This window comes from Pedobacter terrestris, from assembly GCF_052343045.1.
GTDB lineage: Bacteria > Bacteroidota > Bacteroidia > Sphingobacteriales > Sphingobacteriaceae > Pedobacter.
The window spans coordinates 1780356-1806665 of the sequence record NZ_CP180264.1; the positions used below are offsets into that span (position 1 = coordinate 1780356).

General features: G+C 38.4%; 25 protein-coding genes. 12 read left to right on the forward strand and 13 right to left on the reverse strand.

Annotated elements, in window-relative coordinates; genetic code table 11:
• Window positions 1–162 precede the first annotated feature (162 nt).
• Both ACJVDH_RS07670 and ACJVDH_RS07675 read right to left on the reverse strand, forming a co-directional pair.
• A complete protein-coding gene (locus tag ACJVDH_RS07670) occupies window positions 163–525 on the reverse strand; it encodes a response regulator (protein WP_443946976.1) in 363 nt (120 codons plus the stop codon).
• Window positions 525–2063 carry a PAS domain-containing sensor histidine kinase gene (locus tag ACJVDH_RS07675; protein ID WP_443946977.1) on the reverse strand — a complete coding sequence of 513 codons (1539 nt, stop codon included), beginning with the start codon at window positions 2061–2063 and terminating at the stop codon, window positions 525–527. The genes ACJVDH_RS07670 and ACJVDH_RS07675 overlap by 1 nt, the downstream gene beginning before the upstream one ends.
• 395 nt (window positions 2064–2458) lie before the next feature.
• Between ACJVDH_RS07675 and ACJVDH_RS07680 the strand changes: the two genes are divergently transcribed.
• Window positions 2459–4330 (forward strand): PAS domain-containing sensor histidine kinase, encoded by a 1872-nt coding sequence (locus ACJVDH_RS07680; RefSeq protein ID WP_443946978.1) that lies wholly within the window; start codon window positions 2459–2461, stop codon window positions 4328–4330.
• A gap of 144 nt (window positions 4331–4474) precedes the next feature.
• On the opposite strand, the gene ACJVDH_RS07685 is transcribed toward ACJVDH_RS07680, so the two are convergent.
• Together ACJVDH_RS07685 and ACJVDH_RS07690 are read right to left on the reverse strand one after the other, a co-directional pair.
• Entirely contained in the window at window positions 4475–5053 is a 579-nt protein-coding gene (locus tag ACJVDH_RS07685) for a hypothetical protein (protein ID WP_443946979.1), read from the reverse strand.
• A 19-nt stretch (window positions 5054–5072) separates the two neighbouring features.
• Window positions 5073–6395 carry an OmpA family protein gene (locus ACJVDH_RS07690; RefSeq protein ID WP_443946980.1) on the reverse strand — a complete coding sequence of 441 codons (1323 nt, stop codon included), beginning with the start codon at window positions 6393–6395 and terminating at the stop codon, window positions 5073–5075.
• Window positions 6396–6871: 476 nt separating this feature from the next.
• On the opposite strand from ACJVDH_RS07690, the gene ACJVDH_RS07695 reads away from it, so the two are divergent.
• The 3 genes from ACJVDH_RS07695 to ACJVDH_RS07705 are packed head-to-tail and all read left to right on the forward strand — an operon-like array spanning window position 6872 to window position 8637.
• Window positions 6872–7711, forward strand: coding sequence for a PAS domain S-box protein (locus ACJVDH_RS07695; RefSeq protein ID WP_443946981.1), 840 nt, complete (start codon window positions 6872–6874; stop codon window positions 7709–7711).
• Window positions 7712–7733: 22 nt separating this feature from the next.
• Complete coding sequence (locus tag ACJVDH_RS07700; protein WP_443946982.1) at window positions 7734–8126, forward strand: response regulator; 393 nt, start codon at window positions 7734–7736, stop codon at window positions 8124–8126.
• Window positions 8110–8637, forward strand: coding sequence for a DUF892 family protein (locus ACJVDH_RS07705; protein WP_443946983.1), 528 nt, complete (start codon window positions 8110–8112; stop codon window positions 8635–8637). Before ACJVDH_RS07700 ends, ACJVDH_RS07705 begins: the two co-directional genes overlap by 17 nt.
• A gap of 334 nt (window positions 8638–8971) precedes the next feature.
• Here the strand turns inward: ACJVDH_RS07705 and ACJVDH_RS07710 are convergent, their stop codons facing one another.
• The gene (locus ACJVDH_RS07710; RefSeq protein WP_443946984.1) at window positions 8972–9448 is read right to left on the reverse strand and encodes an ankyrin repeat domain-containing protein; all 477 of its coding nucleotides are present in this window, start codon (window positions 9446–9448) and stop codon (window positions 8972–8974) included.
• A 220-nt stretch (window positions 9449–9668) separates the two neighbouring features.
• Here ACJVDH_RS07710 and ACJVDH_RS07715 point away from each other — a divergent pair, with 220 nt between their 5' ends.
• From ACJVDH_RS07715 to ACJVDH_RS07730, 4 genes are all read left to right on the forward strand, one after another.
• A complete protein-coding gene (locus ACJVDH_RS07715; RefSeq protein WP_443946985.1) occupies window positions 9669–10223 on the forward strand; it encodes a YciE/YciF ferroxidase family protein in 555 nt (184 codons plus the stop codon).
• Between the two features lie 10 nt (window positions 10224–10233).
• Window positions 10234–12420 (forward strand): catalase, encoded by a 2187-nt coding sequence (locus ACJVDH_RS07720; RefSeq protein ID WP_443946986.1) that lies wholly within the window; start codon window positions 10234–10236, stop codon window positions 12418–12420.
• A gap of 238 nt (window positions 12421–12658) precedes the next feature.
• A complete protein-coding gene (locus tag ACJVDH_RS07725; protein ID WP_443946987.1) occupies window positions 12659–13435 on the forward strand; it encodes a DUF72 domain-containing protein in 777 nt (258 codons plus the stop codon).
• A 403-nt stretch (window positions 13436–13838) separates the two neighbouring features.
• Complete coding sequence (locus tag ACJVDH_RS07730) at window positions 13839–14996, forward strand: zinc-dependent alcohol dehydrogenase (protein ID WP_443946988.1); 1158 nt, start codon at window positions 13839–13841, stop codon at window positions 14994–14996.
• Between the two features lie 213 nt (window positions 14997–15209).
• On the opposite strand, the gene ACJVDH_RS07735 is transcribed toward ACJVDH_RS07730, so the two are convergent.
• From ACJVDH_RS07735 to ACJVDH_RS07750, 4 genes are all read right to left on the reverse strand, one after another.
• Window positions 15210–15425 carry a hypothetical protein gene (locus ACJVDH_RS07735; protein WP_443946989.1) on the reverse strand — a complete coding sequence of 72 codons (216 nt, stop codon included), beginning with the start codon at window positions 15423–15425 and terminating at the stop codon, window positions 15210–15212.
• Window positions 15426–15430: 5 nt separating this feature from the next.
• Window positions 15431–16015: a hypothetical protein gene (locus ACJVDH_RS07740; RefSeq protein WP_443946990.1), complete on the reverse strand. Its 585-nt coding sequence runs from the start codon at window positions 16013–16015 to the stop codon at window positions 15431–15433.
• Complete coding sequence (locus ACJVDH_RS07745; RefSeq protein ID WP_443946991.1) at window positions 16002–16484, reverse strand: RNA polymerase sigma factor; 483 nt, start codon at window positions 16482–16484, stop codon at window positions 16002–16004. The genes ACJVDH_RS07740 and ACJVDH_RS07745 overlap by 14 nt, the downstream gene beginning before the upstream one ends.
• A 178-nt stretch (window positions 16485–16662) precedes the next feature.
• Entirely contained in the window at window positions 16663–17475 is an 813-nt protein-coding gene (locus tag ACJVDH_RS07750) for an ion transporter (protein WP_443946992.1), read from the reverse strand.
• Between the two features lie 56 nt (window positions 17476–17531).
• Here ACJVDH_RS07750 and nhaA point away from each other — a divergent pair, with 56 nt between their 5' ends.
• Window positions 17532–18881, forward strand: coding sequence for a Na+/H+ antiporter NhaA (nhaA, locus tag ACJVDH_RS07755; protein WP_443946993.1), 1350 nt, complete (start codon window positions 17532–17534; stop codon window positions 18879–18881).
• Window positions 18882–18935: 54 nt separating this feature from the next.
• Window positions 18936–20273 carry a TIGR00341 family protein gene (locus tag ACJVDH_RS07760; RefSeq protein ID WP_443946994.1) on the forward strand — a complete coding sequence of 446 codons (1338 nt, stop codon included), beginning with the start codon at window positions 18936–18938 and terminating at the stop codon, window positions 20271–20273.
• Window positions 20274–20437: 164 nt separating this feature from the next.
• Here the strand turns inward: ACJVDH_RS07760 and ACJVDH_RS07765 are convergent, their stop codons facing one another.
• A complete protein-coding gene (locus ACJVDH_RS07765) occupies window positions 20438–21022 on the reverse strand; it encodes a Crp/Fnr family transcriptional regulator (protein WP_443946995.1) in 585 nt (194 codons plus the stop codon).
• Window positions 21023–21163: 141 nt separating this feature from the next.
• Here ACJVDH_RS07765 and ACJVDH_RS07770 point away from each other — a divergent pair, with 141 nt between their 5' ends.
• Entirely contained in the window at window positions 21164–22234 is a 1071-nt protein-coding gene (locus ACJVDH_RS07770; RefSeq protein WP_443946996.1) for an SDR family oxidoreductase, read from the forward strand.
• A 447-nt stretch (window positions 22235–22681) separates the two neighbouring features.
• Complete coding sequence (locus ACJVDH_RS07775; RefSeq protein ID WP_443946997.1) at window positions 22682–22927, forward strand: DUF3072 domain-containing protein; 246 nt, start codon at window positions 22682–22684, stop codon at window positions 22925–22927.
• A 172-nt stretch (window positions 22928–23099) separates the two neighbouring features.
• Here the strand turns inward: ACJVDH_RS07775 and ACJVDH_RS07780 are convergent, their stop codons facing one another.
• The 3 genes from ACJVDH_RS07780 to ACJVDH_RS07790 all read right to left on the reverse strand — a co-directional run bounded on the left by ACJVDH_RS07780 (window position 23100) and on the right by ACJVDH_RS07790 (window position 26237).
• Window positions 23100–23939 carry a PRC-barrel domain-containing protein gene (locus ACJVDH_RS07780; protein WP_443946998.1) on the reverse strand — a complete coding sequence of 280 codons (840 nt, stop codon included), beginning with the start codon at window positions 23937–23939 and terminating at the stop codon, window positions 23100–23102.
• 587 nt (window positions 23940–24526) lie between these two features.
• On the reverse strand, window positions 24527–24871 hold the full coding sequence (locus tag ACJVDH_RS07785; protein WP_443946999.1) for a hypothetical protein: 345 nt from the start codon (window positions 24869–24871) through the stop codon (window positions 24527–24529).
• A 298-nt stretch (window positions 24872–25169) separates the two neighbouring features.
• Window positions 25170–26237 (reverse strand): S41 family peptidase, encoded by a 1068-nt coding sequence (locus tag ACJVDH_RS07790; protein WP_443947000.1) that lies wholly within the window; start codon window positions 26235–26237, stop codon window positions 25170–25172.
• Window positions 26238–26310: the final 73 nt, after the last annotated feature.

Genomic DNA, 26310 nt, shown 5'->3' on the forward strand with positions numbered 1-26310 from the left:
AAAATCGTAAACACGCAAAGTGTACTATCGTGTCACAGAGGGAAAATAAGCGTTAGATTCGCATTTTATATTATTCCAAATCTTAAAAGTCAGACATTTATTAAAATAAGTAGTGTCGTAGTCGTGTTATTAATAAACTAAACAAATTTAAAGGTCAATCCATTAATTCAAATAATAACTGATTTTTTTGATCAGGTCATCGAAATCGAAAGGCTTTGCTAAAAAATCATTTGCGCCGGATTCTTCAGCTATCTTTTTTCCTTCTTTACTTGCAGAAATTACAATTACAGGCAACGCTTTAGTATGCTGTTGATTTCTCAAATTTCTTAGTACCTGATCACCGGAGAGCACAGGCATCCATAAGTCAAGAATGATTAAATCAGGGAGATTTGTATTTACAATGTGATTGACATTCAAGCTATTTTGTTCCAAAATTGTCTCATATTCAGTATCTTCAAGAATCAAACCCAACATATCCAGGATATCTTCGTCATCATCACAAATCAATATTTTCTTTTTGTTCATTATGTGGTAGTTGGTATAGTAAAACTAAATGTGGATCCTTTTCCTTTTTCACTTTCAACCCAGAGCGTACCTCCATGGTTTTTGATAATCTGATCACAGATATACAGTCCGATTCCCATACCAGGGAAACGTTCCTGAATTTCACCAACCCTGTAAAATCTATCAAATATTTTTTTCTGATTTTCTACAGTTATACCCATGCCGTAGTCCGTAACCGAGACTTTGACATAATTGCTTACATTAGAAACATAAATTAATATCTCTTTAGAATCGGCACCGTATTTAACTGCATTCGAAATCAGATTATTTAGTACCTGTATCAGGTGAGATTCATCCGCAAAGACCATGTTATTTGCCTTTCCTTCAATTCTGATCGGCGGACACGCAGCTGCTGATGTAATTCCGTCAACTGCTTCAACAATTATCTTGTCTATATTTACCGATGACCTATGCAGTTCAATGTTGCCCGTCTGGATTTTGGAAACATCCAGCAACTCCCCGATTAGATTGTTAAGTTTGTTAACCTGTATCGAAGCCTTTGTCAACATCTCTTTGTACTTTTTACTCGATTCTGAAGGAACGGTACGCTCGAGTGCCTGGATATATCCTTTTATTGTCGTTAGCGGAGTTTTTAATTCATGGCTTGCAATAGATAAGAAATCATCCTTTCGCTGCTCAATTTCCCTTCTATCCGTTATGTCTTCGATTGCCAGCAAGATTCTGTCCTTAAATTGCCCTTCCAGTTCGATTCGATAGGCATTTAATAGCATCAATTTCTTTCCAATATGAGGAAAATCGTGCTCAACTTCAAAGTCTTCAACAGGATTATTGGTTGGCAAAATTTCCGTAAGTAACTCTTTTAGCTTTGCGATATCCCATTGATGGTTTCCCAGCTCGTAAAAGTTCTTTCCTAAAGTTTCCTCAATTGATACTTTAAATGTTTTTAGAAAATATGGGTTCGCACTTACGACATTGAACTCGGGATCCAGCACAATCAAACTTTCCCGAACAGTAGAAATAATACTGGATAAGAATTCCTGATTATCCTGAAGACTTTTCGTACGCTCTACAACCAGATTTTCCAGATTTTTCTGCTGTACCCTAAGTTGCTCTTCAATTATTTTACGATCTGATATGTCATTTTGAACACCAATGAAATGCGTAACTTCATTCCGATCATTTTTCAACGGCGACATATAAAGTTCATTCCAGAAAAACTCGCCATTTTTACGGTAATTTCGAATTTCAACCTTACATTCAGTTCCGGTTTTCACCGCTTCACGTAGAATTTTACGCGCTTTTTGATCTCTGTCGCGCGCCTGAAGAAACCGGCAGTTATGGCCAATAATCTCCGATCTGCTATAACCGCTGATTCTCTCGAATGCCGCATTACAATATATGATTGGATTATCCGGCAGGTAATTATCGGTGATGATTATACCAGATATCGAGGCATCTACTGCCTTTGTTAATAAAACAATTTCCTGATTGGTAAATTGTTTGTTCTGATCAAATCTAATTTCTTTATCTATACCCAAAATATTGTATTTAATTATCTAAATCCTTCATCGGGCCAATGCCCAGTGAAGCAAGATTGCGTTAGATTGCAAAACAGCATTTTGGAAAAATAGTTTGTCATTTGCATCGTAAAACACTTAAAAACTAATATAATTTATCCAAAATATAAATTTCTGCTCACTGTTATATTTGGATGAGAAATTGAAAATCCAAAATGGGGCAATTCCAGATCTTCCAAAGATAAATGCAAAATTATCGACCTTTTCAGTTATATAAAAAGACAATCTTTTATTTAGCATTCGAGCGCACAAGTTTATTTTCGAAAACCACATAAATTTTAAACAAACATGACGTATGTGGGTTGTAAAATGGATTGCTGTAGCAAATTCAACTTGCACACAGAACGCTTGAACTTATGAAAATATCGTCCAAATTAATACATAATGAATACTTCAGTGCACTGAAAATTGTTCCTGAAAACTATATTTTTTTGTCATCTGAATTGGAGGTTCTTTTTTTTACTGATAAATTAAGTACTGTAATTAATCGCAGTTCAATTCCGGATGTGTACAATCACGTAAGCGACGAGTTCAGTTTAGCGGAACTAACCGCTTTAAAAATAAATAGCAGCAACTGGATGCGCGCAATATCATGGTTATCGGATAATGTAAATCAGCTTAATTCAGATTTAAAATCACAGGAGTTTAACAGAAATTTTTTGCATTTTTCGTATACACCTGTTGATGTGAATGAAATAGGCTATTATATTATCCTCAAAATTGATACCTCGGATCATGCCGGCGAACTATTAGCCAGAGCATCAACCTTTAAAGCAATGATCGAAGATACCCAGGTTTTAATTAGCGTAATTGATAAAAAGGGGCAGATTCAATATTTTAATCCTGCATGGGAAAATTTAACAGGATGGAAGGTTAACCAAAAAGACAATTTGTTATGGGACAGGCTCATTCACAAAGATGATGTGGAAAAACTGATGATTAAACTTGACAATTCAATTCGCTTAAAGGTTGGTTTTCAAATACAGATCAGAATTTTAGACCTGTCTGGCAAATACTTATGGTTCGACATTACGGGTACGGTAAGATTCGATTCTGGTGGAGATTTTGACGGTTATATATGCATGGGCATTAATATCACAGAGTCTGTTTCTCAACTTCAGAAATTGGAAATCCTAAATACCCAGCTCGACGAACTAAATGTTAAGCTTTCACATAGTGAGGAAAAATTACAGTCTGCTTTTGATGCTGCCGATCTTGGAAGCTGCTCTCTTGATCTGATTACCGGCAGAGCAGAAATGTCGCCAACATACAGACGTCATTACGGATTACCATTGACCGGAGAAATTGACTGGAACATGGTTACCCAGGCGGTTGAACCTGATTACCTAGAGGAGGTTATACGGGTACAACAGGAAGCCCGGGATTTTGGTACACCCGTTGACAGTACATATCCTATTTTAGATGCCACAACTGGCGAGAAAAAATGGATGCGGGTGAAAGGAAAAGTAAAAAGAAATAAATATGGTGAACCTGAATCTGTGTATGCTGTAGTGATGGATGTGACCGAGAGAAAATTAAATGATGAGCGGAAAAGCGATTTTTTTACCATGATCAGCCATGAATTGAAAACGCCCATGACCTCCATTGGTGCTTATGTACAATATCTCGAAAAGACTTTACAAGACAAAGATGATGTTTTGCAGAATAAAATGTTTGAACGGATCAATAGACAGCTAAAAAAAATGACCGGACTCATTAATAGTTTTTTAGATCTATCCAGGCTTGAAGATGGTAAGTTACTATTGGAAGCCGAAAATTTTGATTTCATTGCGCTAATTTCGGAGCTGGCTGAAGAATTCTCCACCGTTTATCCATCTCGCGTTTTTGAAGTGCTGACTGATCAGGATACTGTCTTTATCAATGGTGATATAAACAAACTGTCGCATGTTATTTCCAATTTTTTAAGCAATGCGGTTAAGTATTCTGCAGCGCGAAGTAAGGTAGTCATCAGATGTGAAACAATCGACGAAAAAATAGTATTTTCTGTAATTGACCAAGGCATTGGGTTATCCAGCGAGGATATTCCAAAGATCTTCGACCGGTATTACCAGGCCTCAAATTACAGTAGCATAAATGCTTCTGGATTTGGTATCGGACTTTACCTGTGTTCCGAAATTATTAAACTTCATCAGGGTGAAATTTGGCTTAATAGTGAATTGGGTAGGGGAACAGAATTTTTCTTCAGCTTAACAAAAAACTCAAATTAACGATATTGAAAGGTTTCATTGAACCGATCGATTTTACTGATACAATTTCCGCTTAGAACAGTCCTTCGTACGCTGAATTACCTTTCATTTTTTAGCAAAAAAAAAGCTGGTGATTTCACCAGCTTTCAATTGTATAATCAAATATTAGTTCATATCGCTTTTAACTTTGTTGGCAGTACGCTTTCCAGGAAGATAAATCTGGAAACCGAAAGACAAATTTAAGTTGTTTTGCGATGTTGCGCTTCCAAAGCCTACTAATCCATTGTACTTTAACAATGTCTCCAGTCCAATGCTTGGCGTAATAAAATATGCAAATCCAGGTCCAACACTAATGTTCAATCCATTGGTATTTCCACCGCCATTGCTTACGTTCACTCCACCAATTCCTGCAGTAGCCTCTGCAAAAAATCTACCGTGCTGTAAAACTTCAACATCTTTTCCGGTATAATAACGTCCTAAAGCACCGACACCATAATTGGTTGTCGTTGAGGAGTTTTTTGCAGTTTCCAATCCAAAGTTTACGTAACCACCAACGGCTAAATTGTCTTGGATAAACCAGGCTGCCTTAGGTGTGATATCTACACTGAATATTTTCGGAGCATCCAGACCTAAATTGATATTCGTCAGGTTTCCGCCAACCATTACATTTCCTTGTTGAATCTGCGCATTTGCCGCAAATATTCCGCTTGCGCAAACCAACGCCGTTGCTAAAAGTTTTCTCATTGTTTTAAATTTTAAGGGATTAATAAATAGTAAATTCTACGCGACGGTTTTGTTGACGACCAGCTGCAGTTTTGTTTGTTGCAATTGGTTGGTCAGGTCCGTAACCTGTAGCTTCGATTCTAGATGCATTTGCACCCTGAGAAACCAGATATGCTTTTACAGATTCTGCTCTTTCTTTCGATAAACGCAAGTTTAACTCTCTGCCACCTGTATTATCAGTGTGTCCAGCCAATTTAAGGCTAAAGTTTTTCTCTACCAATAAAGCTGCAACACGGTTCAAAGTAGCATAAGATTTAGAACGGATAGTTGATTTACCTAAGTCAAATTCAAGATTTGAAATCGCATCTCTTACAACTTTACGGTCTTCTTCAGTTACCACAACTTTAGTTTCTTTGATGATTTGTTTTGGAGTAGTTAACGGACATCCAGAACCATCTACAACTGTTCCAGCTGGAGTTCCAGGGCATTTGTCAAATTTGTTTGCTACGCCATCATTATCATCATCGCCCATGTCTTTCGCATATTGCTCACGGTCTCTTTGTGCATTTTGCTCAGCAGTAGATAAAGCAGATCTCAATTCAGCACTTTCTTCTGCAGATTCTTTACGTAAGTTTGCCAATGCACTGTAGTTTTGCAATTGTGGTTTTTCTTTGCTTCCTAAAGCAAATTCTAAACCTGCGTGTGCATAAGCAAATCTGTCATTAGTTCCTGTGTTGAAACCATCAAATTTAGCTGACTTTACGAAGTTAACATCGTAACCGAAATCTAAGTTAATTCCTTTAGCTACACCAAGTTTGAAACCTGCACCAACTGGTACAAACCAACCTTCTCTGTAATAACCCTGATCTGCTGTAGCCGGAGTAGCTGTTGCGCCAGATGACATGTAACCCGCACCCGCTTTTAAGTAAGGAATCAGAACCGCATTTTCATTGTTGATGTTTACGTTAGCAACATTCCAAACTGCAGAAATTGCACCAGACCACTGTAAATTAGTTTTGTAGCCAGTATTTGCTGTATAACCGCCAGCGCCGTTTGCAATACGCAATTCTTCTACTTTACCAGCAAGGAAATCTGCTTGGATACCCAATTGCGGTAAAATTTGTTTCTTAATGTAACCACCGTAACCAATGTGTTCTACAGGTGTCTGGAACAAATTGTTAGAATTTCCGAAAATTGTTCTTGGGGTTAACAAACCTCCGTTAACACCAATAGACCAAGTTCTGAAATCTTTGGTAGAGAAACGATTTGTTGTTGGGGTAGTCTGTGTATCTTGTGCAAATACTTGGGATGATAGGCCTAAGAATGCAATCAACATTGTTGATTTTGTAATTGTTTTGTTCATTTTATTCATGATATTTATGGATACACCAACATTAACTAACCAATAATGTTTTAGTCAAAACTTACGGTTGTGTGATTTTATTTAAAATGCAGGTAAAATAGATGTTAAATCCTGATGAATTCATGGGTTGAAAGATCATTATAAAAGATGTAATGTATTTCAATAGGTAAGATCTATATTGACAATTGATTGAAGCCGGTAAGGTTTTCCTAATAAATGCTTAATAAAGAAAGAAAGCTCAGTATGGATTTGAATTTTACGCAAAGTAAAGTGACCCGGTAGCTCGGCGAATACCTTGCGAAAAACCTCGAATTTGCAAGTGTAAACAACTATTTGAATTAAATTTCTGCCAAATTTGTCTCTAAATCTGACAAAATTCTTAATATGTTTTTAATATGAAACAATAGCTATAACTATGTGTTGCGAAAATAATGTTAACAGTAAAAAGATAAGCATTATGGTCAATGTTATTTGTTATGGCGGAACAATCTACAAAGTCCAGATTTGATCTGGAGTATTTTTTTGAACTTTACCCCGATTTGATTTGCATTGCAGGAGAGGATGGATATCTAAAGCAAATCAACCCTGCTGTGTCCAAGTTGCTGGGTTATACTGAACAAGAATTATTTTCGGTTCCTATGGATTCTTTCTTACACCCAGATGAACAGGAGAGCATATTCTCAAACAATGAAAACCTCAGAGATCCTGGAAAATTATCAGAATATGAATACCGTTATTTAACCAAAACAGGAGATACGGTTTGGCTATCATGGACTTCTATGTTCGTAGAGAAATACCGGGTGTTTTTTGCAATTGCTAAAAATGTTACAGATAAACATACCAGCAACGACCAACCCAGGTTTTCGGCGATATTAAAAAAACTAACCGAAGAACAGCAGCAACGTTTTTCTAGAGAAATCTCTATAATTTCAAAAGCCTCTCCAACTGATCAATCCTCACCTGTGAAATGGATGGGGATTAAAGATAAAATCTCCATCGAAGACCAAAATTGGCTCCAGAAATTTGAATCTCTGGTAAGAGGTCAGGCAATGATGTCCTCTTTAAATATTGATTTACTCAGTCGGGAAATGGCCGTCAGTGAAAGGCAACTGTATAGACAAATTCAAAGGCTACTCGGAATCACACCAAAAAAACTTGTGACATTAATTCGGTTTCATATCGTATGGGAGGCTATAGCACTAGGAAAGCATTTAAGTGTTTCTGAACTTTCCTCCATCGCTGGATTTACTTCCGTAAGTAGATTCAAGGTCACATTCAATAAAAAGTTTGGTATTGATATAACAGAACTTATATAACCTCAGGTTACATCATTAGAGAATGAAAAAGAAAATTTTGGCAATAGATGATGACGAAGATATACTCTATATTCTAGAGATCGTTCTGGAAGATGCAGGTTTCCACGTAGTGAAATCCTCAACGGGGCTGGATGTTAGTGAAATTGTTTCCCACTCGCCTGACTTATTACTACTTGATGTCAGGATATCAGGTTACGGCCTTTCAGGATCAGACATATGTAACAAAATTAAACATGCAGAAGATGATATATTGTTTCCGGTAATACTGCTTTCCGCAGAGCATGATTTAAGTGGTTTAGCTCAGAAATGTGGCGCAGATGGATTTATACGTAAACCTTTTGATATAGATAGGTTGGTTGAAAAAGTAAGAAAATATGTAACTTCGGACAAATTAAATTATGGCCGAAAAAACTAATAGCCCCAATTCATGGGAGCGCATAAATCTTGGATCAGCAAAATTGAAACAATTTTTCGTCAAACATCTGGATCGAATATATGCTGCTAAACTCCATTTGGTAGATAAGTTACCGCTTATAGCTCAAAAAGCACAATTCTCTGATTTGAAAGCGGCTATTGCTGATACTGTTTCCGACGTGGAAAAGCAAATTGCCAGGATGCAGCTGATTTATACCTTGTTGGATGCTCAATTGTCTTATGGCAGCATCAATGGGCTAACCGGTCTGGTAGATGATCTTTTCGAAGCAGTTTTAGAACAGGATGGAGAGGTTGAGTTACAGGATTTGTCTATTATATTTTATCTCCAGAACATAGAAAGTATCGAGATGTCCTCGTTTCAGATTTTACAAATGGCTGCAGTTAGGCTTAACAATAGCCATGTGAGCAAATTACTTCAGGAAAATTACACAGAAGCCAAATCTGACCGCACTTTATTGCTGCTTATTTCTTCAAAATATATGGTAAACTAAATCTCTATAGAAGTATTAAAATCTTTTTATAATTGATTGCGAATTGTCTGCTGAAATAGCAGATTTATCTGTTTGTTAAATTACCGGAGACTTAAACACATTCTCAAAAGTCTTAAACTGCATTTCCTGACCGATGGATACATACAACCGGGGAGATGTTGTTAATTAAAGTGAAAGATAAGGGTGAGGATGCGTGCTAAACGCCCAGAAGCGCACCACGTATCGGCAGTTCAAACCATCTATGGCTATAGTAAAATAAATAGGATGTACCTTGGACTATCGAATACAGCTTTTGCTCTACAATCTACTAACAACGCGGATTTTCTGAATCAAATTAATGAGTAGATAAAATTTTTATACCTTCCTCGTTTCCCTGCATAGCTGCCAGATCAACTGCAGATTGTTGTCTGTGGTCTAGAATTGTAGGATCTGCTCCAGCATTCAAAAGCAATTGAACGATATTGTTTCGACCAAACATTGCGGCAAACATCAAGGCGGTTCCGCCATTCCCATGCTGTAGATTCAAATCCGCACCATGTGTAACAAGTAAATCAACTATTTCAGAATAACCCTTAAATGCTGCACCCATCAAAGCGGTATTGCCACCGAAATCCTGCGCGTTTACATCCGCACCAGCTTTTAAAAGTATTTCGGCAGCGGATAACTGGTTGTTATAGCAAGCGATGATAAGTGGAGTATAGCCTTTCGCATCCCGATGATTTAAATCAGCTTTTTTTTCGATGAGTTCTATCAAAACTCCAGTTTCTCCCTGACGAGCAGCTGGAATGACAAATTCGTTTATATTTTCCATGCCTGTAAAACCGCTCTCGGTAGGTAATGGTTTTCAAGAACTTAAATAGTTTGGTTTTAACTACTGCAGTGTGAAGATTACCTGAATTATTTTTGTAGAAATACCTTGCAAAATAAATAAAATCAAGTATTAATCAGCAAAACCATTCTTGCATTTACTTGGTTTTAAATATGAACGTTAGAGAATAAATTTCTCTAAATCACCTTAAACGAAATATATCATGGCAAAGAAAGAAAGTGGTACCAAACCCAAATTGGCGACTAAAAATGCGCCATCCGAGTCTCCAGCCTTAAATGAACTTTTTAAAGATGGAATTGCTGACTTGTATTGGGCGGAAAATCATTTGGTTAAAAGCCTTCCCAAAATGCTTACTGCAGCAACCAGCGCGGATCTTAAAACAGCTATCGAAAGCCATCTCGCTGAGACCAAAGAACAGGTAGCTAGATTAGAGCAAGTTTTTTCAATATTAGATGAACCTGCTGTTGCTAAAAAATGTGATGCCATGGAAGGGCTGACCAAAGAAGCTGAAGGCATTGTGGAAGAAACAGAACCCGGCAGTGCTACACGGGACATCGGTATTGTACTCGCTTCGCAAAAAATTGAACATTACGAGATTGCATCCTATACTGGTTTGGTCAGAATTGCCAGTACGCTTGGCTTGAAGGACGTGAGTGATTTATTAACCCTCACTCTTAATGAGGAAAAAGGAGCGGATGAGAAATTGACACAAGTTGCAATAAATACATTAGAGGCGCAGGCAGCTCAAGAAGCATAAAGAAAAAAATATGGCTAGTAAAAAAGAAAAAGTGGAGATAACCTCGGCTGATAATGATAAGATACAACAGCTGAGTGGCTTTACTACTGAAGATGTTGGTGCTGAAATGACTACCAATCATGGCGTAAAAATTAACGATGATCAAAATTCACTTAAAGCAGGAGAGCGGGGTGCAACCTTACTTGAAGATTTTATTTTAAGGGAAAAAATAACGCACTTCGACCATGAAAGAATCCCGGAGCGTGTGGTTCACGCCAGAGGTTCCGGTGCACACGGCGTATTTAAGGTGTATGAGGATCTTTCTCCGCTCACACGTGCCGCTTTTCTATGTGACCCTGGGCAAGAAACACCTGTGTTTGTTCGGTTTTCGACTGTAGCCGGGTCTCGCGGATCAACCGATCTGGCACGCGACGTGCGTGGATTTGCAGTGAAATTTTATACCACTGAAGGAAACTTTGATTTGGTTGGAAACAATATGCCTGTATTTTTTATTCAGGATGCTTTAAAATTTCCGGATCTCATTCACGCTGTAAAGCCCGAACCAGATCATGAGATGCCACAGGCTGCATCCGCTCACGACACTTTTTGGGATTTTATCTCTTATTTGCCTGAGTCTGCACATATGATTATGTGGGTAATGAGTGACAGAGCATTGCCCAGAAGTTACCGCATGATGGAAGGTTTTGGCGTCCATACCTTTAGACTGGTAAACGCCGAAGGAAAATCGAGTTTTGTTAAATTTCATTGGAAACCATTATTGGGTGTTCATGCTATCGCCTGGGATGAAGCACAAAATATTTCTGGCAAAGATCCCGATTATCACCGCCGGGATCTTTGGGATGCGATTGAAGCCGGAGCATTTCCGGAGTGGGAGCTCGGTATCCAGGTGGTTGAGGAAGAGAATGAGCATCAGTTTGATTTTGATTTATTAGATCCTACTAAACTCATCCCGGAAGAATTGGTTCCGGTACAGCGTATAGGTAAGATGACGTTAAATAGAAATCCGGACAATTTCTTCGCCGAAACAGAACAGGTTGCTTTCCATGTTGGACATGTAGTACCTGGCATTGATTTTACCAATGATCCGCTAATGCAGGGTAGATTGTTCTCTTATACAGACACTCAATTGATCAGATTGGGCGGGCCAAATTTTCATGAAATTCCAATAAATCGGCCTATCAATCCCGTGCATAATAATCAACGGGATGGTTATATGCGCCAAACCATTAACAGAGGGAAAACAAGTTATGGTCCAAATGGTATAGCCGATAATGATCCTCAGCAGGTTTCTGCATCCAAGGGCGGTTTCGTGAGTTATAATGAACGGATAGATGCAAAAAAAATAAGGGCGAGAAGTCGCAGTTTTTTTGATCACTTCTCACAAGCTAAACTTTTTTTCGATAGCCAGTCGGAAGCTGAACAGAATCACATTAAGGATGCATTAAGTTTTGAATTGGGTAAGGTAAAAATGGTTGCTATACGCGAAAGAATGCTAGGGATGTTAGCGCACATTGACAAAGGCTTAGCAGCTGGAGTAGCCTACACACTGGGATTGCATGTTCCTCAGATTTCGCTTGAAGAATTAAATGGAAGTATCCCTGCAGACGGTTCTCCAAAAGACTATGCATCTATTCAGGCAAAAAGCGCGCTAGCAACATCTGCAGCCTTAAGTATGGCCGGCACAAAGAAAGATTCTATAGCGACCAGAAAAATCGCTATCCTTGCGGCCGATGGGGTGGAAGATAAATCTTTAAGTGCAGTGAAAGATAAGCTTGTTTCGCAAGGAGCAATTGTACATATCATTGCGCCAAAACTGGGTGAAATAATATCAAGAGACAACAATAAGATTAGTGTTGATGAGAGCTTTCTCACTGCAGCCTCTGTACTTTATGACGCCGTTTATCTTCCCGGCGGGGCCAATAGTGTAGCCACTCTGGAAGCAGAGGCTGATGCGGTACATTTTTTAAATGAGGCATTTAAACATTGTAAAGCAATAGCTGCCGATGAGTCCGCTATCCAGGTAATCGAAGCTACGTATTTCGCAAAAAAAATACCTCAGGTTTTTGATGAGGAAACTGTTTTGCGAGAAGGCGTATTGATTTCTGCTGAAGAGGGAGAAATGGTTGAATTGTTTGTTAAAATGATTGCCAGCCATCGCTTCTGGGATCGGGAAATACCGAGAAAAATTCCAGCTTAATAATACGTTAGATCTACTGATAACATAAATAATTGCATTTATACCTGCCGCCTCAATTCTGAGGCGGCAAAAAGTTTCAAAACAATAAACTTCTATTGTTAATACTTTAGTGGTTTACGTATATAAAAGCGATTGTACGCAAACTATAATTAAATATTTTATAAGATTAAACAAACTGCCCAGGTAGAATTTTTATTGGTCTGCGAAAGTATTGGCCAGTTCTCAATGTTTTGAATGTATGGATTTGATAAAAAGAATTGAAGGATTATACCTGGGAACAAGTGGATTGATTTTACCAGTTCCAAACAAAACCTACTATCCAGAAGAATTTAAAGATAAAAGTAGACTGAGCTATTTTGGATCATTATTTTCATCTATAGAAATCAATAGCTCGTTTTATAAAATTCCTTTGTTCCGTACCGTCGAAAAATGGAAAATGGAAGTTCCGGAGGATTTTCGATTTACCTTCAAATTATTTAAAGAGATTACGCACGCCAGATTTCTTGACTACAGTAGTGAGGTTTTGGCTGAGTTTATGTACAATATATCCGCCATAGGAGATAAAGGTGGATGTTTGCTGTTGCAGTTTCCCCCGTCTTTGGACATAAAACTCAGCGGTAAGCTTGAAAAACTACTGGGTGATATCGTTACACTTAAGAGAGGTATGAATTGGAACATTGCGCTCGAATTTAGGAACCCAATGTGGTTTGAACAACCTACTTTTGATCTTGCTAAAGCTTTCGAAGCGTCTATTGTAATTCATGATAAAGGTGGTTTTGCATCCGCTTATCACCAAACTGGTACAGAAATCGTTTACATGCGTTTCCACGGGCCTTCCGGAAATTATCGGGAAAGTTATGAGAATGCCTTTTTGTATGAGCAAGCGGGATATATTTACGAATGGCTAAATGAAGGCAAAACCGTTTTTGTCTACTTCAACAATACGCTGGGAAGCGCATTGAATAACCTGGCAACGCTTAACAAGTATATTGAACAAGGAAATCTTTCTGATTAACTACCGATTCCAGAATCAGCATATATAACATCTTGGTTCTGCTGAATGTATGGTAATGAACTTCTTGTAGGTATCCCCATTTTGGTAAATGTATATATACGCGGGTAATTAATCCGTAATACCAAATTTTAAACTATGCTTCAGTCATATACTGAAGATCAAGTGTTCAACGTCATATCACGTTCAGTTATCAGCTGAAACGAAATGCCCCCGATTTTACACCCTTACTTTCTTTTTTTTGTCAGAGGCTCTTACTGACAGAACCATATGGGAATGTTTCGTTCGCCATCTGCGATAAATACGCCTTTATCTTTTTGTTCAAACCAAGAACCATTGGGGATGTTCTCATAATCAGGCGCACTCACAACGCCTTTGTTATACATCTTTAAATAAAACCTATACTATGAAAGCAGCAGTTTTTCACAAACCTGGAGATATCCGCGTAGATACCGTACCGGATCCGGAAATTTTAGATGCACGGGATGTAATATTGCGGGTAACCTCCACCGCAATTTGCGGCTCCGATCTCCACATTCTAAGCGGAGCCGTTCCTCAAAAAGATCCATTGGTCATGGGCCATGAATTTATGGGTATTGTCGAGGAGGTAGGCCCGGCTATTACCAACCTCAAAAAGGGAGATCGGGTAGTGGTGCCTTTTCCGATTTCCTGCGGAAAGTGTTTCTTTTGTACACATGAGGCAAGTCCCGCATGCGAAAATTCAAACTATAAAAACTACGGTCCCAATGGTGACCTGACCACTCAAAAAGGCGCAGCGCTATTCGGATACACAGATCTGTATGGAGGGTATTCTGGTGGACAGGCACAATATGTTCGTGTACCTTATGCAGATGTTAGTCCCCGGATTGTTCCCGAACACTTAACGGATGAACAGGCCCTGTTTCTCACCGACATCTTTCCTACGGGATGGTCGGCAATAGATTGGGCACAGTTAAAAGGCGGGGAAGTTGTTGCAATCTTCGGATCTGGACCAGTAGGCCTTATGGCTCAAAAGGCCGCATGGATTAACGGAGCCAGCCGCGTCATCGCTATTGACCCTTTGGATTATCGTCTGGAAAAAGCCCGCGCCGTAAATAAAGTAGATACGCTTAATCCACACAAAGTTAATGTAGTGGAAGCCATCCGTGAAATGACCGGCGGTCGAGGTGCGGATGTCTGCGTAGATGCGGTTGGATTTGAACCCGAACGCAATTTTTTTGACAAATTCAAAGCCACCATAAATTTCGAAAAAGGTTCAATGAAAGTACTCGACCTTTGCTTTGAAGCTGTGCGCAGAATGGGAACCGTTTCCATTATGGGCGTTTACGGATCTCCATATGATAACTTTCCGATGCACCGCATTTTTGACAAAGGCATAACCATTAAGCAGGGACAGGCTCCTGTACTGAATTATATTGATAAATTAATTGGTCTGGTAGAAGAGGAGCGAGTGGTCTTAGATGATATCATCACCCATACCCTGCCGCTGGAAGAGGCGGCACACGGATACAAAATCTTTGATGAAAAAGAAGAAGATTGTGTGAAAGTGGTTCTTAAACCATAAAAATTAAGGCTGCTTTATCTCAAAGATATAGCAGCCTTTACTTCCAGTTTTAGTTTTGATTTTTTGGCCCTCCCGTGTTTGGCTTCTACGCGTTTATCCCTCTAATCTTGCTGAACCAAAATAGTCGGCCAAGGTTCTTCCTCGTCCGTTAACGAATTTAGGCATGATCCTGTAAAACTGCATTGCTATCCGGTGTTGAAGTGAATGTCTTCATTAATACCTTTTAAAGATACATTCACTCTGTTTTCCGGAAATACGCGCCAATCTAATTATACCATAGAATTCCAGTAACATGCCTGCACCAATAATGAATCCTTTAACCATGTCCGGCACTTCCATAAAGCGACTTAAGATAGGGGTTCCGCTTGCGAGTATTAATCCAATAGCCAATATAGCAATCGCAATGCGATTTGATGTCGGTTGTTTCATATGTTTTATTTAAGTTGATTGTAAATGGTTTCAAGTCGGGCACATACTGCATTCAGTTTCTCAATATCTTTTTTAAGTTGTCTTGGCCTTACCCAAATCCATATAAAAAGATAAAAACATGTACTGATGGAAAATAAGAGTGTAGCAGCCATTGGATTCTTAACAAATGGTTCATATAAATAGCAGAACAGTCCAGATAGGCAAAATATCATCATCCTGAATTGTGTCTTTTTGTAATAGTAGATCTGTTTTTGCCTGGTCTGCTCTACGAAAGCTAGAAATTCCACGTTATTGGGATTGGATAATTGATTAAAGCGCTTCATGGATTTAATATTCATAAAAGCCATAATAAAACAAGCCAGCGCGATGGCTATTCCTCCAATGTAGGTACTGAGCATATGAAAATCTACAATCAGTAAAACAGCGACCATTATACCTGCCAGCAGTAGCGCAAAAAATACGGTCAACCATTTTTTGCGTAAAGTAGTTCTTTGAAATTTCGTGATTTCAGTAAATACAAGATCCGCTTTGGGTAATTTGCTCGTATCTGCCATGTTCCAAACGGACTGCAATTGCTTAAAGGTCTCCATACTGTTTAAATTTTAGTGCTAATTTTTCTTTAATCCTGTGAATCCTAACACGAACATTTCCGCTTTTAAGTCCTACAATTTCAGCGATTTGGCTTTGAGGGAGACCTTCCAGTTCAAGCGAAATGATGACCCTGTCAGACTCTACAAGTTCTGCTATGCATTGGTATAGATAATTCAGTTTTCCTTCAATGGATTCTTCTTTACAATCAGCCAAATGATACGGCAGCTCCGCTGTCGGCATTCTTTTGGTAACCTCCATTGCCCTCAGGCAGTTATTGGTGGCAATCCTGAAAATCCATGTCCCTATACTGGATTCGTTTCGAAACTTCGAAAGGTTTCTCCATACTGAAATAAAGGTTTCCTGCACAAGATCCTTCGCTTGTTCGACATCATTGGTGTAACCCATGCAAATCCTGAATATCTGTGGTGAATACTGGTTATACAGGTTCTCAAAGTAATCCTTAGACATCTTGTTTGTTTAATATTTTGCCGCTTTAGATACTGAGCCATAGCTAATGTTACATCTAGCATATTATTTTTTATTTCCGGAAGTTTATCACTTTGATCGATCGGATGGGATGCCTTGTATGCATTAAAATTATCACCAAAAAATTGCCTTTTCGCTGACTGCTGTATCAAAACCTCAATTACGTTTTTTGCCGATGGCCACAATTTGAACAAAATCGGTCGGTGCTATTGTGCAGAGAAGCATTACACTCCGGGCACCTCGTTTTTGCTGCCTCCGTTGCCTTTGACATCTCAACAGAAACAATACCTGTAGGGACTGCTATTATGCCGTAACCGATAATCATCAGGATACTCGCTAGAATTTGCCCTAAAGGACTCTGAGGAGAAATATCCCCGTAACCTACAGTGGTTATGGTTACTATAGCCCAATATATGGATACAGGTATGCTGGAGAAACCGCTAGATTCGCCTTCAATAATATACATCAAAGTTCCGATAATGGTCACTAAAGTTATCACACTGGAGAGAAATACCACAATCTTATAAAGACTTGCCTTAAGTGCCTTTTTCAGAATGTTGCCTTCATATAAAAACTGAGTAAGTTTCAATATTCTGAATACTCTCAATAGCCTAAATGAACGTACAACAACGAGATACTGCATACCTAAAAAAAACAAACTCAGATATGTAGGAATGAACGAGAGAAGATCCACAATGCCATAAAAACTAAATATATAGCGCATCGGCTTGTGACTGGCATATATTCTTAGCATATATTCCAGGCTGAATGCAATAGTGAAAATCCATTCCAGTATATGGATAGTTTGATAATATTTATCTCTAACGCTCGCTACGCTTTCTAAAAAAACAGAAAGAATACTCAGTACAATCAACACCAGAAGAAGTACATCGAATAGTTTACCGGCTCTGGTGTCGGATTTGAAAATGACGATGTATATTTTTTTTCTTAAAATATCGTAGGATCTGCTCATATTAACCTTATTAATGGTATAGGCCAAAATACCATATAAAATGCAAAATATGGATCATGGACTATCTTAAAAATGTATATTTGAAATTTTTGAACAAGTCAATGAACAAAACACCAATAGAGAAAATTATGGAGCCGGTAAGCCGCTTCATTCATATGGAATATACCAGCGGAATCGTTTTACTCCTAAGCGTAATTATCGCAATCACCTGGGCCAATTCTCCGTTTCACGACTTTTATGAGAAACTCTGGCATATTAATTTTTCCGTGGGATTTGACAATTTTATGCTCAGTCACCCTCTTCATACATGGATAAATGATGGGCTAATGGCTATATTTTTCTTTGTAATTGGCCTCGAATTAAAACGGGAATTTATGGAAGGCGAACTTTCTTCCCTCCAGAAAGCATCATTGCCTATGACCGCTGCGCTGGGTGGAATGCTTGTGCCGGCAGCAATATATTTTCTAATTAATAAGGGAACTGATGCTGAACACGGATGGGGCATTCCGATGGCAACAGATATCGCTTTTGCACTAGCACTACTTTCAATGGCAAGCAAGCATATTCCCGTATCGGTGAAAGTTTTCCTTTCAGCGCTGGCGGTTGCCGATGATCTTGGAGCGGTACTGGTTATCGCATTCTTTTATACCGAACAAATTCATTTTTTACCTCTGCTAATCGGTTTAGGATTTCTTGCGCTATTGATCATAGGGAATAAGTTGGGCATCAGAAGCACAGCATTTTATCTCCTGATTGGAATAGGTGTGTGGATTGGCTTCCTGCTTTCTGGTGTTCACGCCACCATTGCAGGCGTTCTGGTGGCTTTTACAATTCCCGCTGTAACCAGGATCAATGAAGAAAGCTACTCCAGTAATCTTCGAAAACTTTCCTATGATTTTCAGGTTGATATTCCCGAAAGAGGAAAGTTAATTACACCAAAGCAAAATAAAACCATTCAAAAAGTGAGATCACTCAGCATGGCAGCGGAGACACCTTTGCAAACAATTGAACATGCCCTTCACCCTTGGGTAGCCTTTGGAATCATGCCCTTGTTTGCCCTTTCGAATGCTGGAATTGTGATTAGTACAGATTTTTTTAGTTCAATCGCGAATCCTGTCTCCGCGGGTATCGCCTTCGGACTAATCATCGGAAAGTTTACCGGCATATTGGTTTTCTGCTACATTATGGTAAAATTCCGCTGGTCCAGACTACCTGAAGGCGCAAGCTGGAAACACATCGCGGGCGTTGCGCTCCTTGCCGGCATTGGCTTCACCATGTCGCTTTTTATAAGTGGACTGGCATTTAAAAATCAATTATTTGTTGATCAGGCAAAATATGGAATTCTGCTCGCCTCACTAATCGCAGGGATATTAGGCACCATAGTGCTCAAACGAATAGACAGTTAAAAAACAGGGGTTAGTTTCTTGATGTAAAGACTCGCGAATAGAAATATATAAATTATGCAAAATAAAAAAGACGATGTTCAAGGAGCTTTAAAAGCTTTTATTGCCAATAGGTTCAATTTACATATTGATAAAGCGGATGAAAGTGAAGTCGTAGATTCTATATCCCGGAATTCGATTTTTGTGGGCGGCCCTTTGTGGACGCTGATTTTTGCCATCATCATAGCGTCAGTCGGACTGAATGTCAATTCAACGGCGGTAATTATTGGCGCTATGCTTATATCCCCGTTAATGGGACCGATAATGGGAATTGGTCTCGGAATTGGAACCAATGATTTTGAGCTGGTAAAAAAAGGCGGGAGGAACTTGTTAATTGCCACAGTTATCAGTATTGTAACCTCAACCATATATTTTTATATCACTCCGCTTCACGATGCACAAAGTGAATTGTTGGCCAGAACAACCCCTTCAATATGGGATGTTTTTATTGCTTTTACAGGAGGACTTGCCGGAATAATTGCAGCAACGCGGAAAGAAAAAAGTAATGTTATTCCCGGGGTTGCTATTGCTACAGCTTTAATGCCTCCGCTTTGCACTGCAGGTTATGGACTTGCAAGTGGCAATTGGCTTTTCTTTCTGGGCGCATTATACTTGTTTTTCATCAATAGTCTTTTTATATGCATATCTACTTACCTAATCGTTCGCTTCCTGAGATTTGACAAAAAATACTTTGAAGATCCCGGGGTTGAAAAAAAAGTGTCCAGATATATTCTCATCAGTGTATTGTTTACCATCATCCCCAGCATCTATCTGGCCTACGGAATTGTTCAGAAAAGTATTTTCGAAAACAATGCGCAAAGCTTCATTCGAGAAAAATTTAACTTTTCAAACACCCAGGTTGTCAATAAAAATCTTCGTTATTCAAAAGGGGAAAAAGAAATTGACCTTCTTTTAATTGGGGCCGAATTGCCCGAAGCAACCTTAAAGGATATTGAGAAAAGTCTTAAAAATTTTAAGCTTGATGGAACGATTTTAAAAATCAGACAAGGTTTGAATGCCCGACAAGAAGTAGATTTTTCTCAGATAAAAGCCAGTATTATGGAAGATGTGTTTAAAGACAAGAAACAGTCTGATCACTCTAAAATTACCAACAAACTTTCCCGGCCGCTTCCTGAGTTACGTTCAGAAATAGTGGCACTATTCCCTGAGATAAAAAACTATTCCCTTTCTAATGTGGTATTGAACCGTTTAGATACCATAAATAAAGATACACTTGTTCTGTTTACTGCAGATGTGCAAAAGCCGCTCACTTCAGTAAGTGAAAAAAGAGTTCGAAGCTGGCTGATGGGGCGACTTAACGTAGACTCTGTAAAAGTTGTGTTTACCACTCCTTAGAAAGCATACAAAATGAGGTAATTTGGTATTTTATCTGACTTGATTGCAATAAAAGCTGAGATATTTAGGTCTTTTTGAAGAATATTTTAGTGACTCAAAAATTGCAAATGTACCTATTGCGTAATTTTAAAATGAATGACTATAGTGTTTGATGAATGAAAATTTCAATGTTTTCCTTTCAATAAATCTTTTTTTATTCTGCTAATCGTTTCCGGTGCAATTCCCAGATAGGAAGCAATCAGGTGCTGCGGAATGCGTTCGCGCACATTTGGATTGGCAGAGATGAAATCCAGATACTTTTCCTTTGCTGTATGACTAATTGAACTGGTTAACCGTCGCTCTTTGGTGACAATACTATTTTGAAAAAGAATCCGGAAAAAGCGGTCCATTATCGGGACTTTCAAGGTAATGGCCTCGAAATTTGCTTTGGAAAGCAGCAATAGCTCAGCGTCTTCAATAGCGTCTATATTATACATTGAGGGAGCACCAGTCAGAAAACTATTAAAATCGGACAGCCACCAACCTTCAGATCCGAAAACACTCATGTGTTCATTGCCTTTATCGTCCACATTATAGGTTCGAAGCAATCCTTTAGATACGAAAGTTAAATATTTACATTGCTCGCCCGCCTGTAAAAGATATTGGCGTTTCCGGATTTTTTTGGGTTCAAAAAAAGACACAATCAGTTCTTTATCGGTCTGGCTTAGGTCAACTTTAAGTTCTATGTGCTCAAAAAGGATATCTGTCATCTTAATTTTCGCAATAAATATAGGGTTTTTAGAATGCTCCATGGAATCTTAAAAAAGCCTTGATGCAAGTCAAGAGGATTTCCTGATACAGATCAAGCATTTGTTAGCTTCCCTTGAGCTAAATTTGAAAAAAACAGACACATGAATAACAACATCGCTTTAGTGGTTGGTGCAAGCGGTATTAGCGGCGCAAACCTTGCAAAACAACTTATTAGTTCTGGTTGGAAAACTTATGGCCTTTCACGAAATCCCGATCAATCTATACCCGGTCTTATTCCGTTAGCTGCAGACCTTTTAAACAAAGAAGACTTAGAAAAAGCGCTAAAGGGAATCGATGCTACACACATTTATATTACCACATGGATGAGGCAGGAGAGCGAAAAAGAAAATATCCGCGTAAATGCACTAATGGTGAGGAACTTGCTGGATGTTCTTTCGTCAGCTCAGTCAATCATACATGTCGCATTGGTTACTGGCTTAAAACATTATTTAGGTCCCTTCGAAGCATATGCTAAAAAAGGTTTTTTGCCAGAAACTCCCTTGAGAGAATCTCAGCCCCGTTTGGATATTGATAATTTTTACTACGCTCAGGAAGATGAGGTGTATGCAGCTGCTAATAGAGAAGGATTTAGCTGGAGTATTCACAGGCCTCACACAGTAATTGGGAAGGCTGTCGGAAACGCAATGAATTTGGGTACAACGCTTGCTGTATATGCCAGTATCTGCAAGGAAACCAGTACTCCGTTTATCTGGCCAGGTTCATCCGCGCAATGGAACGGACTTTCAGATGTGACCGATGCCAGGATACTCGCTAAACATTTAATATGGGCGTCCACAACTGAAGCCGCTAAAAACCAAGCTTTTAATATTACCAACGGCGAGGTTTTCCGCTGGAAACGCTTATGGTTTCGATTAGCAGATTACTTTGAAATTGAAGCAATAGGATACAATGAGGAAATTAAACCACTGGAAATTCAGATGATCAGGCAGGAACAAACCTGGAAAATGATTGAAGAAAAACACCTTTTAAAAGAGCCTGATCTGAATAGATTGGCATCTGCGTGGCATACGGATTTGGATCTAAGCAGACCCATTGAAGTAATGACGGATATGACTAAAAGCCGTAAACTGGGATTCACCGAATATCAGGATACGGAAGAAAGCTTTTTTGAGCTGTTCGACGAATTGCGCAATTCCAAGCTGATTCCGTAGGTTTGAGCTTTAGTTGTTGGCTTTAATTTTCTGACGTTTTAAGCAAATTAGATCCCGTCTACAGGGGCGCGTATTAAAGCAAAGGCTACCATGTGATGCTGGTGGCCAATAATAGAATTCCACTAAAGATTTCGACTTTTAATACATCCACTTTTTTAAAAAAAGTTTTGTGCAACGTTAACTCATTTTCCAGCTTTTGCAGATCGAATATCTCAAAAGGTGATGTCCGGGAAGTTATACCAACCGCTACAAATAGCTTTGCTCGGCTTCAGTTTTCGAAGCATCGAAGTTAAACAGTTTGCAACAATTTCTGTCGCAAAGAATCCGGTAAGGGGAAAACCTGCGAACATACCTTTTTACTGTTCTGCTCGCTTAAAAAAACGGATGCGGAAAATTAGTTGAAACATTGATTAATTTAACGCTGTTAGTCTTATAAAATACTGTACTATGAAAAGAGAACAAAATGAGCAGCCCCTTCAAGACGCTAATGGACTAAAAGGAGATAACACTGTAAAAAACCCGGACGATTGGACTACTGGTGATGAACCTATGACAGGAGCACAAAGTTCTTATCTAAAAACACTGTCAAGTGAAGCGGGTGAGGATTTTGATGAAACTTTAACCAAATCGCAGGCATCTAAAAGAATAGATGAATTACAACATCAAACCGGACGCGGGCTAGAGGGTAAATAAAATAAGAAAGCTGAAGCACACAATAGTGAACTTCAGCTTTCTCCCTTTAAGACCTTGGCTTTTTAGAACCGAATTAACGACCTGATCTTTAAAAGATTTAATATAGGTTAGTAACCTAGCTTATTTTTAAAAGATTGTATACAATCATAAACGTTCATATCTGAGCGTAAAATTAAGATTGTGAATGTAGGTTATTGTGATGGATTATTTGATCGCCAATTTGCGATACCAGTGTCTCACTTATATTGTCCATAGTTCTCCAAACCAACCTATCATCTTCAGACTGAGAATATACAACGCCGATTTTTTCTGATTGATCGAAGACGCGGTACATGCCACTTTCATGCGGTTGGATACGCAGTATTCCACGATCTGTAGATATCTCAAACTCTTGTGACGTGCTTGCAGAATGATCGTCTGCATGACTTCTAACTTCGTTATTATATTTAGAATGATCAATCAGGGTGTCAATTTTTTCCTGCTCAGCCTGGCGATGATCACCAAAACCTGGGGTTTCAATAGGGCTAACTTGTTTTGAACCTGATAAAATATTTCCGCGGTCAAAATGATGGTGCTTATAAAAGTCAGATTCATCGTACTCATTAACAGATTCTTCAATCCTTGACGCTGCAGGGCTTCCAATGGCCGTTCGAATTTGATTCTCCATTGATCTCGTTACCTCACCAATAATATATCGCGGCATTGAAGTAAGTTGCTCTTGATGGGAAATCGGCGCAATAAGTTCTTTACTGTGATCCGATACTTCTACATACCCGATCGGTAGCAGCACAGCTTTGTCTTCAATATCAGAAACAGATGCATCCAGATCAACTATTACATACCGAACTGCATTTTGAACTGGGTCAATCAAAAGATCTCTCACCATCCCAATTTTTATTTCGTCTACACCAACAACCTTCCATCCAATAATATTCGCTTGTCCGTCTGTTAGCACAAAATCGCTATTTGACAATTCCTCTAGATTAATGTATTCAATTATTTCTGTATTCATATTTTCTTTGTTTATCATAGTATTGATTTAACAGCGCTTTTTCCAGAATAGTTTGAATTTATTTACATCCTTATATATTTATAGAAATTTCTAGTTAAAATTATTTGTATGGAATGCTATGGGTACCTGAAGAAATAAAAGTATCGATGTTTGGTATATTTTGTATTAATTGACAGAAAAGTTGGGCCTGTCACTTATTTAACGCAAGAGAAGAAACATTCTGTTCGGAATTTCGATTGCTATTTTATCAGCTATTAAAATTACTACTTTATTAATAATGAAGGATAATATAAATAAAGGCCACCATGTGATGCTGGTGGCCGATAATGAAATTTTACCAAATATTTCAAAGAGTTAAACACTCTTTCTAACAGAAAGTTTTAGTAATAGGAAGAATTTTAATCTTACATGTAGTTTTTAATACATTCGCAATCGCATGCCGCGAGGTGCTCCGTTTCTCGATTCGTTCAAGTCACCCTTAAAATCTTCTCAACCGTTTTGTTTTCCCGTCCATATGTCCACACATAAATCATAGGCGGTTTGGTTTTCATTCCAGACAATTCCCAATTACACTTTGGTGCTGGAAATTAGTATGCCAGGTAAGCGCCTATAGCTTCCAAAAGTTCTTCAGGAACCTGATCGACCTTTTTCCGGTCGAGATTGAACTGGGCGGAATTGAATTTTTCAATAAATGTAGCCTGCGTGCGATTGAACTTGAGATAACCTTGTTCAAAAAAGCGCTCTTCCACAGCAGGAGAGGAGTCTCTAGAACGTAACCAAAGTTTAATCATTGCTCCAGATTTCTTTTCCAGATAAAGCCACTCAAAGCGTTCACTTTCACCCGTTGACAACAACTCACTCAATAGCTTTATTTCAACAATTGTGTGGCTATTGCTATCGAAAAGTCGTTTGATGAGAAAAAGGGATGACATGCCGCAAAAATAGTAATTCGACGCTATTCAGCAACTATTCACGATCAAAATAAGTCAATTTTAAATTGAGACCTAATTGATTTAGCATTTTGACGCGCATAGTATGATCAATAATGTATTCTTTATTTTTTGTACCTGTTCGTAATAGTTAAATGCTAATTAACAATTTAAAATGACGTATAACTGAAAGTAATTTGTTACTTATCACAGCAAAAATTTGAAAGAGGGTAGGTGATGATTTATAATGCAAATTTAAGCAGCTTCTCATAAAGGCATACTTCCGCCTTTCTCATAAAACTCAGTCTTCGGAATTTTTTGATTTGATAAACTTTATCGCCTCCTGGATATTCCCGTCATACATCAAATTATCAAAATTGTCCTGTTTAGAGATAGTAAGATCAGGAACGATGTAAGGATAGTAATTTCCATCTCTATCACTGTCATAACCTGTTGTTAATGCAATTAAAGAATCAAAAGGTAAAGGCCAAGTAACATTGCCCGTTGTAAATCCAGCCGTATTCCCACCGATAAAAATTGTGTTTTTTCTACCTTTAAAAGCGAGCGCTGTTACTTCACCAGAACTCCCTGTAAACATTCCTGTTATTACTGCAACTCTTTCTTGATCAAGTAACCTTCCGCTTGGTATGATGGCAGCTATAGTATGTGATTTCTGTATATAGCTTCCGTTTATCAGTCTGAATTTCCTGACTAATTTTTTATTCTCATCAAGTTCACCCCATATCTCATTGTTTCCAAGTAGGTCATACAAAGCTAAAAGCATGGGCGAAGAGTTGCCGCCAGTGTTTAATCTTAAATCAATTATCCAGCCTGCTAAAGTGTGACTTGATTTAATTGCAGAAATCCTGTCATACAATGGCTGAGCAATCCTGCTGATATTTTCCGCTGAATTATCGAAAAAGACCATTCCAGGTATCATCACGTAGCCAATCTTATCATCAAGAACCTTTACTTCAAAAGATGGTTTACTGTCATATTTATTTTTCCATTCGGCAGAATATAAATCTTTTGATATTTTTTTTCTAGTTGAAGTATATTTATCATCACCTCTGTAAACCAGGCAGTGTGTGGCATTTATCTTATCAAAAATATTTGTTATTTCTTTTAAGGATGCTTTAAAGTTATCGTAAGATTCAAGACTTTTATAAGCATCAGCCTCAACAGACTTCCAGTCGATTTTTTTACGATTTAAATAACCAACTTTTAGCGTTTTAAAGAATGCTTTATAAAATATACCGATGCTGTCAGCTGCTTTAATAGGGAATTTCCTATTGGTTTTTGCATCACTTTGTCCTATACTAGAAATGTAAGTAAATACAATCAAAAGGGTAATGATTGAAACTCTCATATTAAATGTTTTTTGTAAGATGACAAATCACTCTAAAGGGTTGCAATCAACAGGTGAATTAATTTTAATTAAT

What these genes read in the sequence shown, in the direction of transcription:
- ACJVDH_RS07670 (WP_443946976.1), bottom strand. Translation starts at nt 525, where the DNA reads ATGAACAAAAAGAAAATATTGATTTGTGATGATGACGAAGATATCCTG.
- ACJVDH_RS07680 (WP_443946978.1), top strand. Translation starts at nt 2,459, where the DNA reads ATGAAAATATCGTCCAAATTAATACATAATGAATACTTCAGTGCACTG.
- ACJVDH_RS07685 (WP_443946979.1), bottom strand. Translation starts at nt 5,053, where the DNA reads ATGAGAAAACTTTTAGCAACGGCGTTGGTTTGCGCAAGCGGAATATTT.
- ACJVDH_RS07690 (WP_443946980.1), bottom strand. Translation starts at nt 6,395, where the DNA reads ATGAACAAAACAATTACAAAATCAACAATGTTGATTGCATTCTTAGGC.
- ACJVDH_RS07695 (WP_443946981.1), top strand. Translation starts at nt 6,872, where the DNA reads ATGGCGGAACAATCTACAAAGTCCAGATTTGATCTGGAGTATTTTTTT.
- ACJVDH_RS07700 (WP_443946982.1), top strand. Translation starts at nt 7,734, where the DNA reads ATGAAAAAGAAAATTTTGGCAATAGATGATGACGAAGATATACTCTAT.
- ACJVDH_RS07705 (WP_443946983.1), top strand. Translation starts at nt 8,110, where the DNA reads ATGGCCGAAAAAACTAATAGCCCCAATTCATGGGAGCGCATAAATCTT.
- ACJVDH_RS07710 (WP_443946984.1), bottom strand. Translation starts at nt 9,448, where the DNA reads ATGGAAAATATAAACGAATTTGTCATTCCAGCTGCTCGTCAGGGAGAA.
- ACJVDH_RS07715 (WP_443946985.1), top strand. Translation starts at nt 9,669, where the DNA reads ATGGCAAAGAAAGAAAGTGGTACCAAACCCAAATTGGCGACTAAAAAT.
- ACJVDH_RS07720 (WP_443946986.1), top strand. Translation starts at nt 10,234, where the DNA reads ATGGCTAGTAAAAAAGAAAAAGTGGAGATAACCTCGGCTGATAATGAT.
- ACJVDH_RS07725 (WP_443946987.1), top strand. Translation starts at nt 12,659, where the DNA reads ATGGATTTGATAAAAAGAATTGAAGGATTATACCTGGGAACAAGTGGA.
- ACJVDH_RS07730 (WP_443946988.1), top strand. Translation starts at nt 13,839, where the DNA reads ATGAAAGCAGCAGTTTTTCACAAACCTGGAGATATCCGCGTAGATACC.
- ACJVDH_RS07735 (WP_443946989.1), bottom strand. Translation starts at nt 15,425, where the DNA reads ATGAAACAACCGACATCAAATCGCATTGCGATTGCTATATTGGCTATT.
- ACJVDH_RS07740 (WP_443946990.1), bottom strand. Translation starts at nt 16,015, where the DNA reads ATGGAGACCTTTAAGCAATTGCAGTCCGTTTGGAACATGGCAGATACG.
- ACJVDH_RS07745 (WP_443946991.1), bottom strand. Translation starts at nt 16,484, where the DNA reads ATGTCTAAGGATTACTTTGAGAACCTGTATAACCAGTATTCACCACAG.
- ACJVDH_RS07750 (WP_443946992.1), bottom strand. Translation starts at nt 17,475, where the DNA reads ATGAGCAGATCCTACGATATTTTAAGAAAAAAAATATACATCGTCATT.
- nhaA (WP_443946993.1), top strand. Translation starts at nt 17,532, where the DNA reads ATGGACTATCTTAAAAATGTATATTTGAAATTTTTGAACAAGTCAATG.
- ACJVDH_RS07760 (WP_443946994.1), top strand. Translation starts at nt 18,936, where the DNA reads ATGCAAAATAAAAAAGACGATGTTCAAGGAGCTTTAAAAGCTTTTATT.
- ACJVDH_RS07765 (WP_443946995.1), bottom strand. Translation starts at nt 21,022, where the DNA reads ATGACAGATATCCTTTTTGAGCACATAGAACTTAAAGTTGACCTAAGC.
- ACJVDH_RS07770 (WP_443946996.1), top strand. Translation starts at nt 21,164, where the DNA reads ATGAATAACAACATCGCTTTAGTGGTTGGTGCAAGCGGTATTAGCGGC.
- ACJVDH_RS07775 (WP_443946997.1), top strand. Translation starts at nt 22,682, where the DNA reads ATGAAAAGAGAACAAAATGAGCAGCCCCTTCAAGACGCTAATGGACTA.
- ACJVDH_RS07780 (WP_443946998.1), bottom strand. Translation starts at nt 23,939, where the DNA reads ATGAATACAGAAATAATTGAATACATTAATCTAGAGGAATTGTCAAAT.
- ACJVDH_RS07785 (WP_443946999.1), bottom strand. Translation starts at nt 24,871, where the DNA reads ATGTCATCCCTTTTTCTCATCAAACGACTTTTCGATAGCAATAGCCAC.
- ACJVDH_RS07790 (WP_443947000.1), bottom strand. Translation starts at nt 26,237, where the DNA reads ATGAGAGTTTCAATCATTACCCTTTTGATTGTATTTACTTACATTTCT.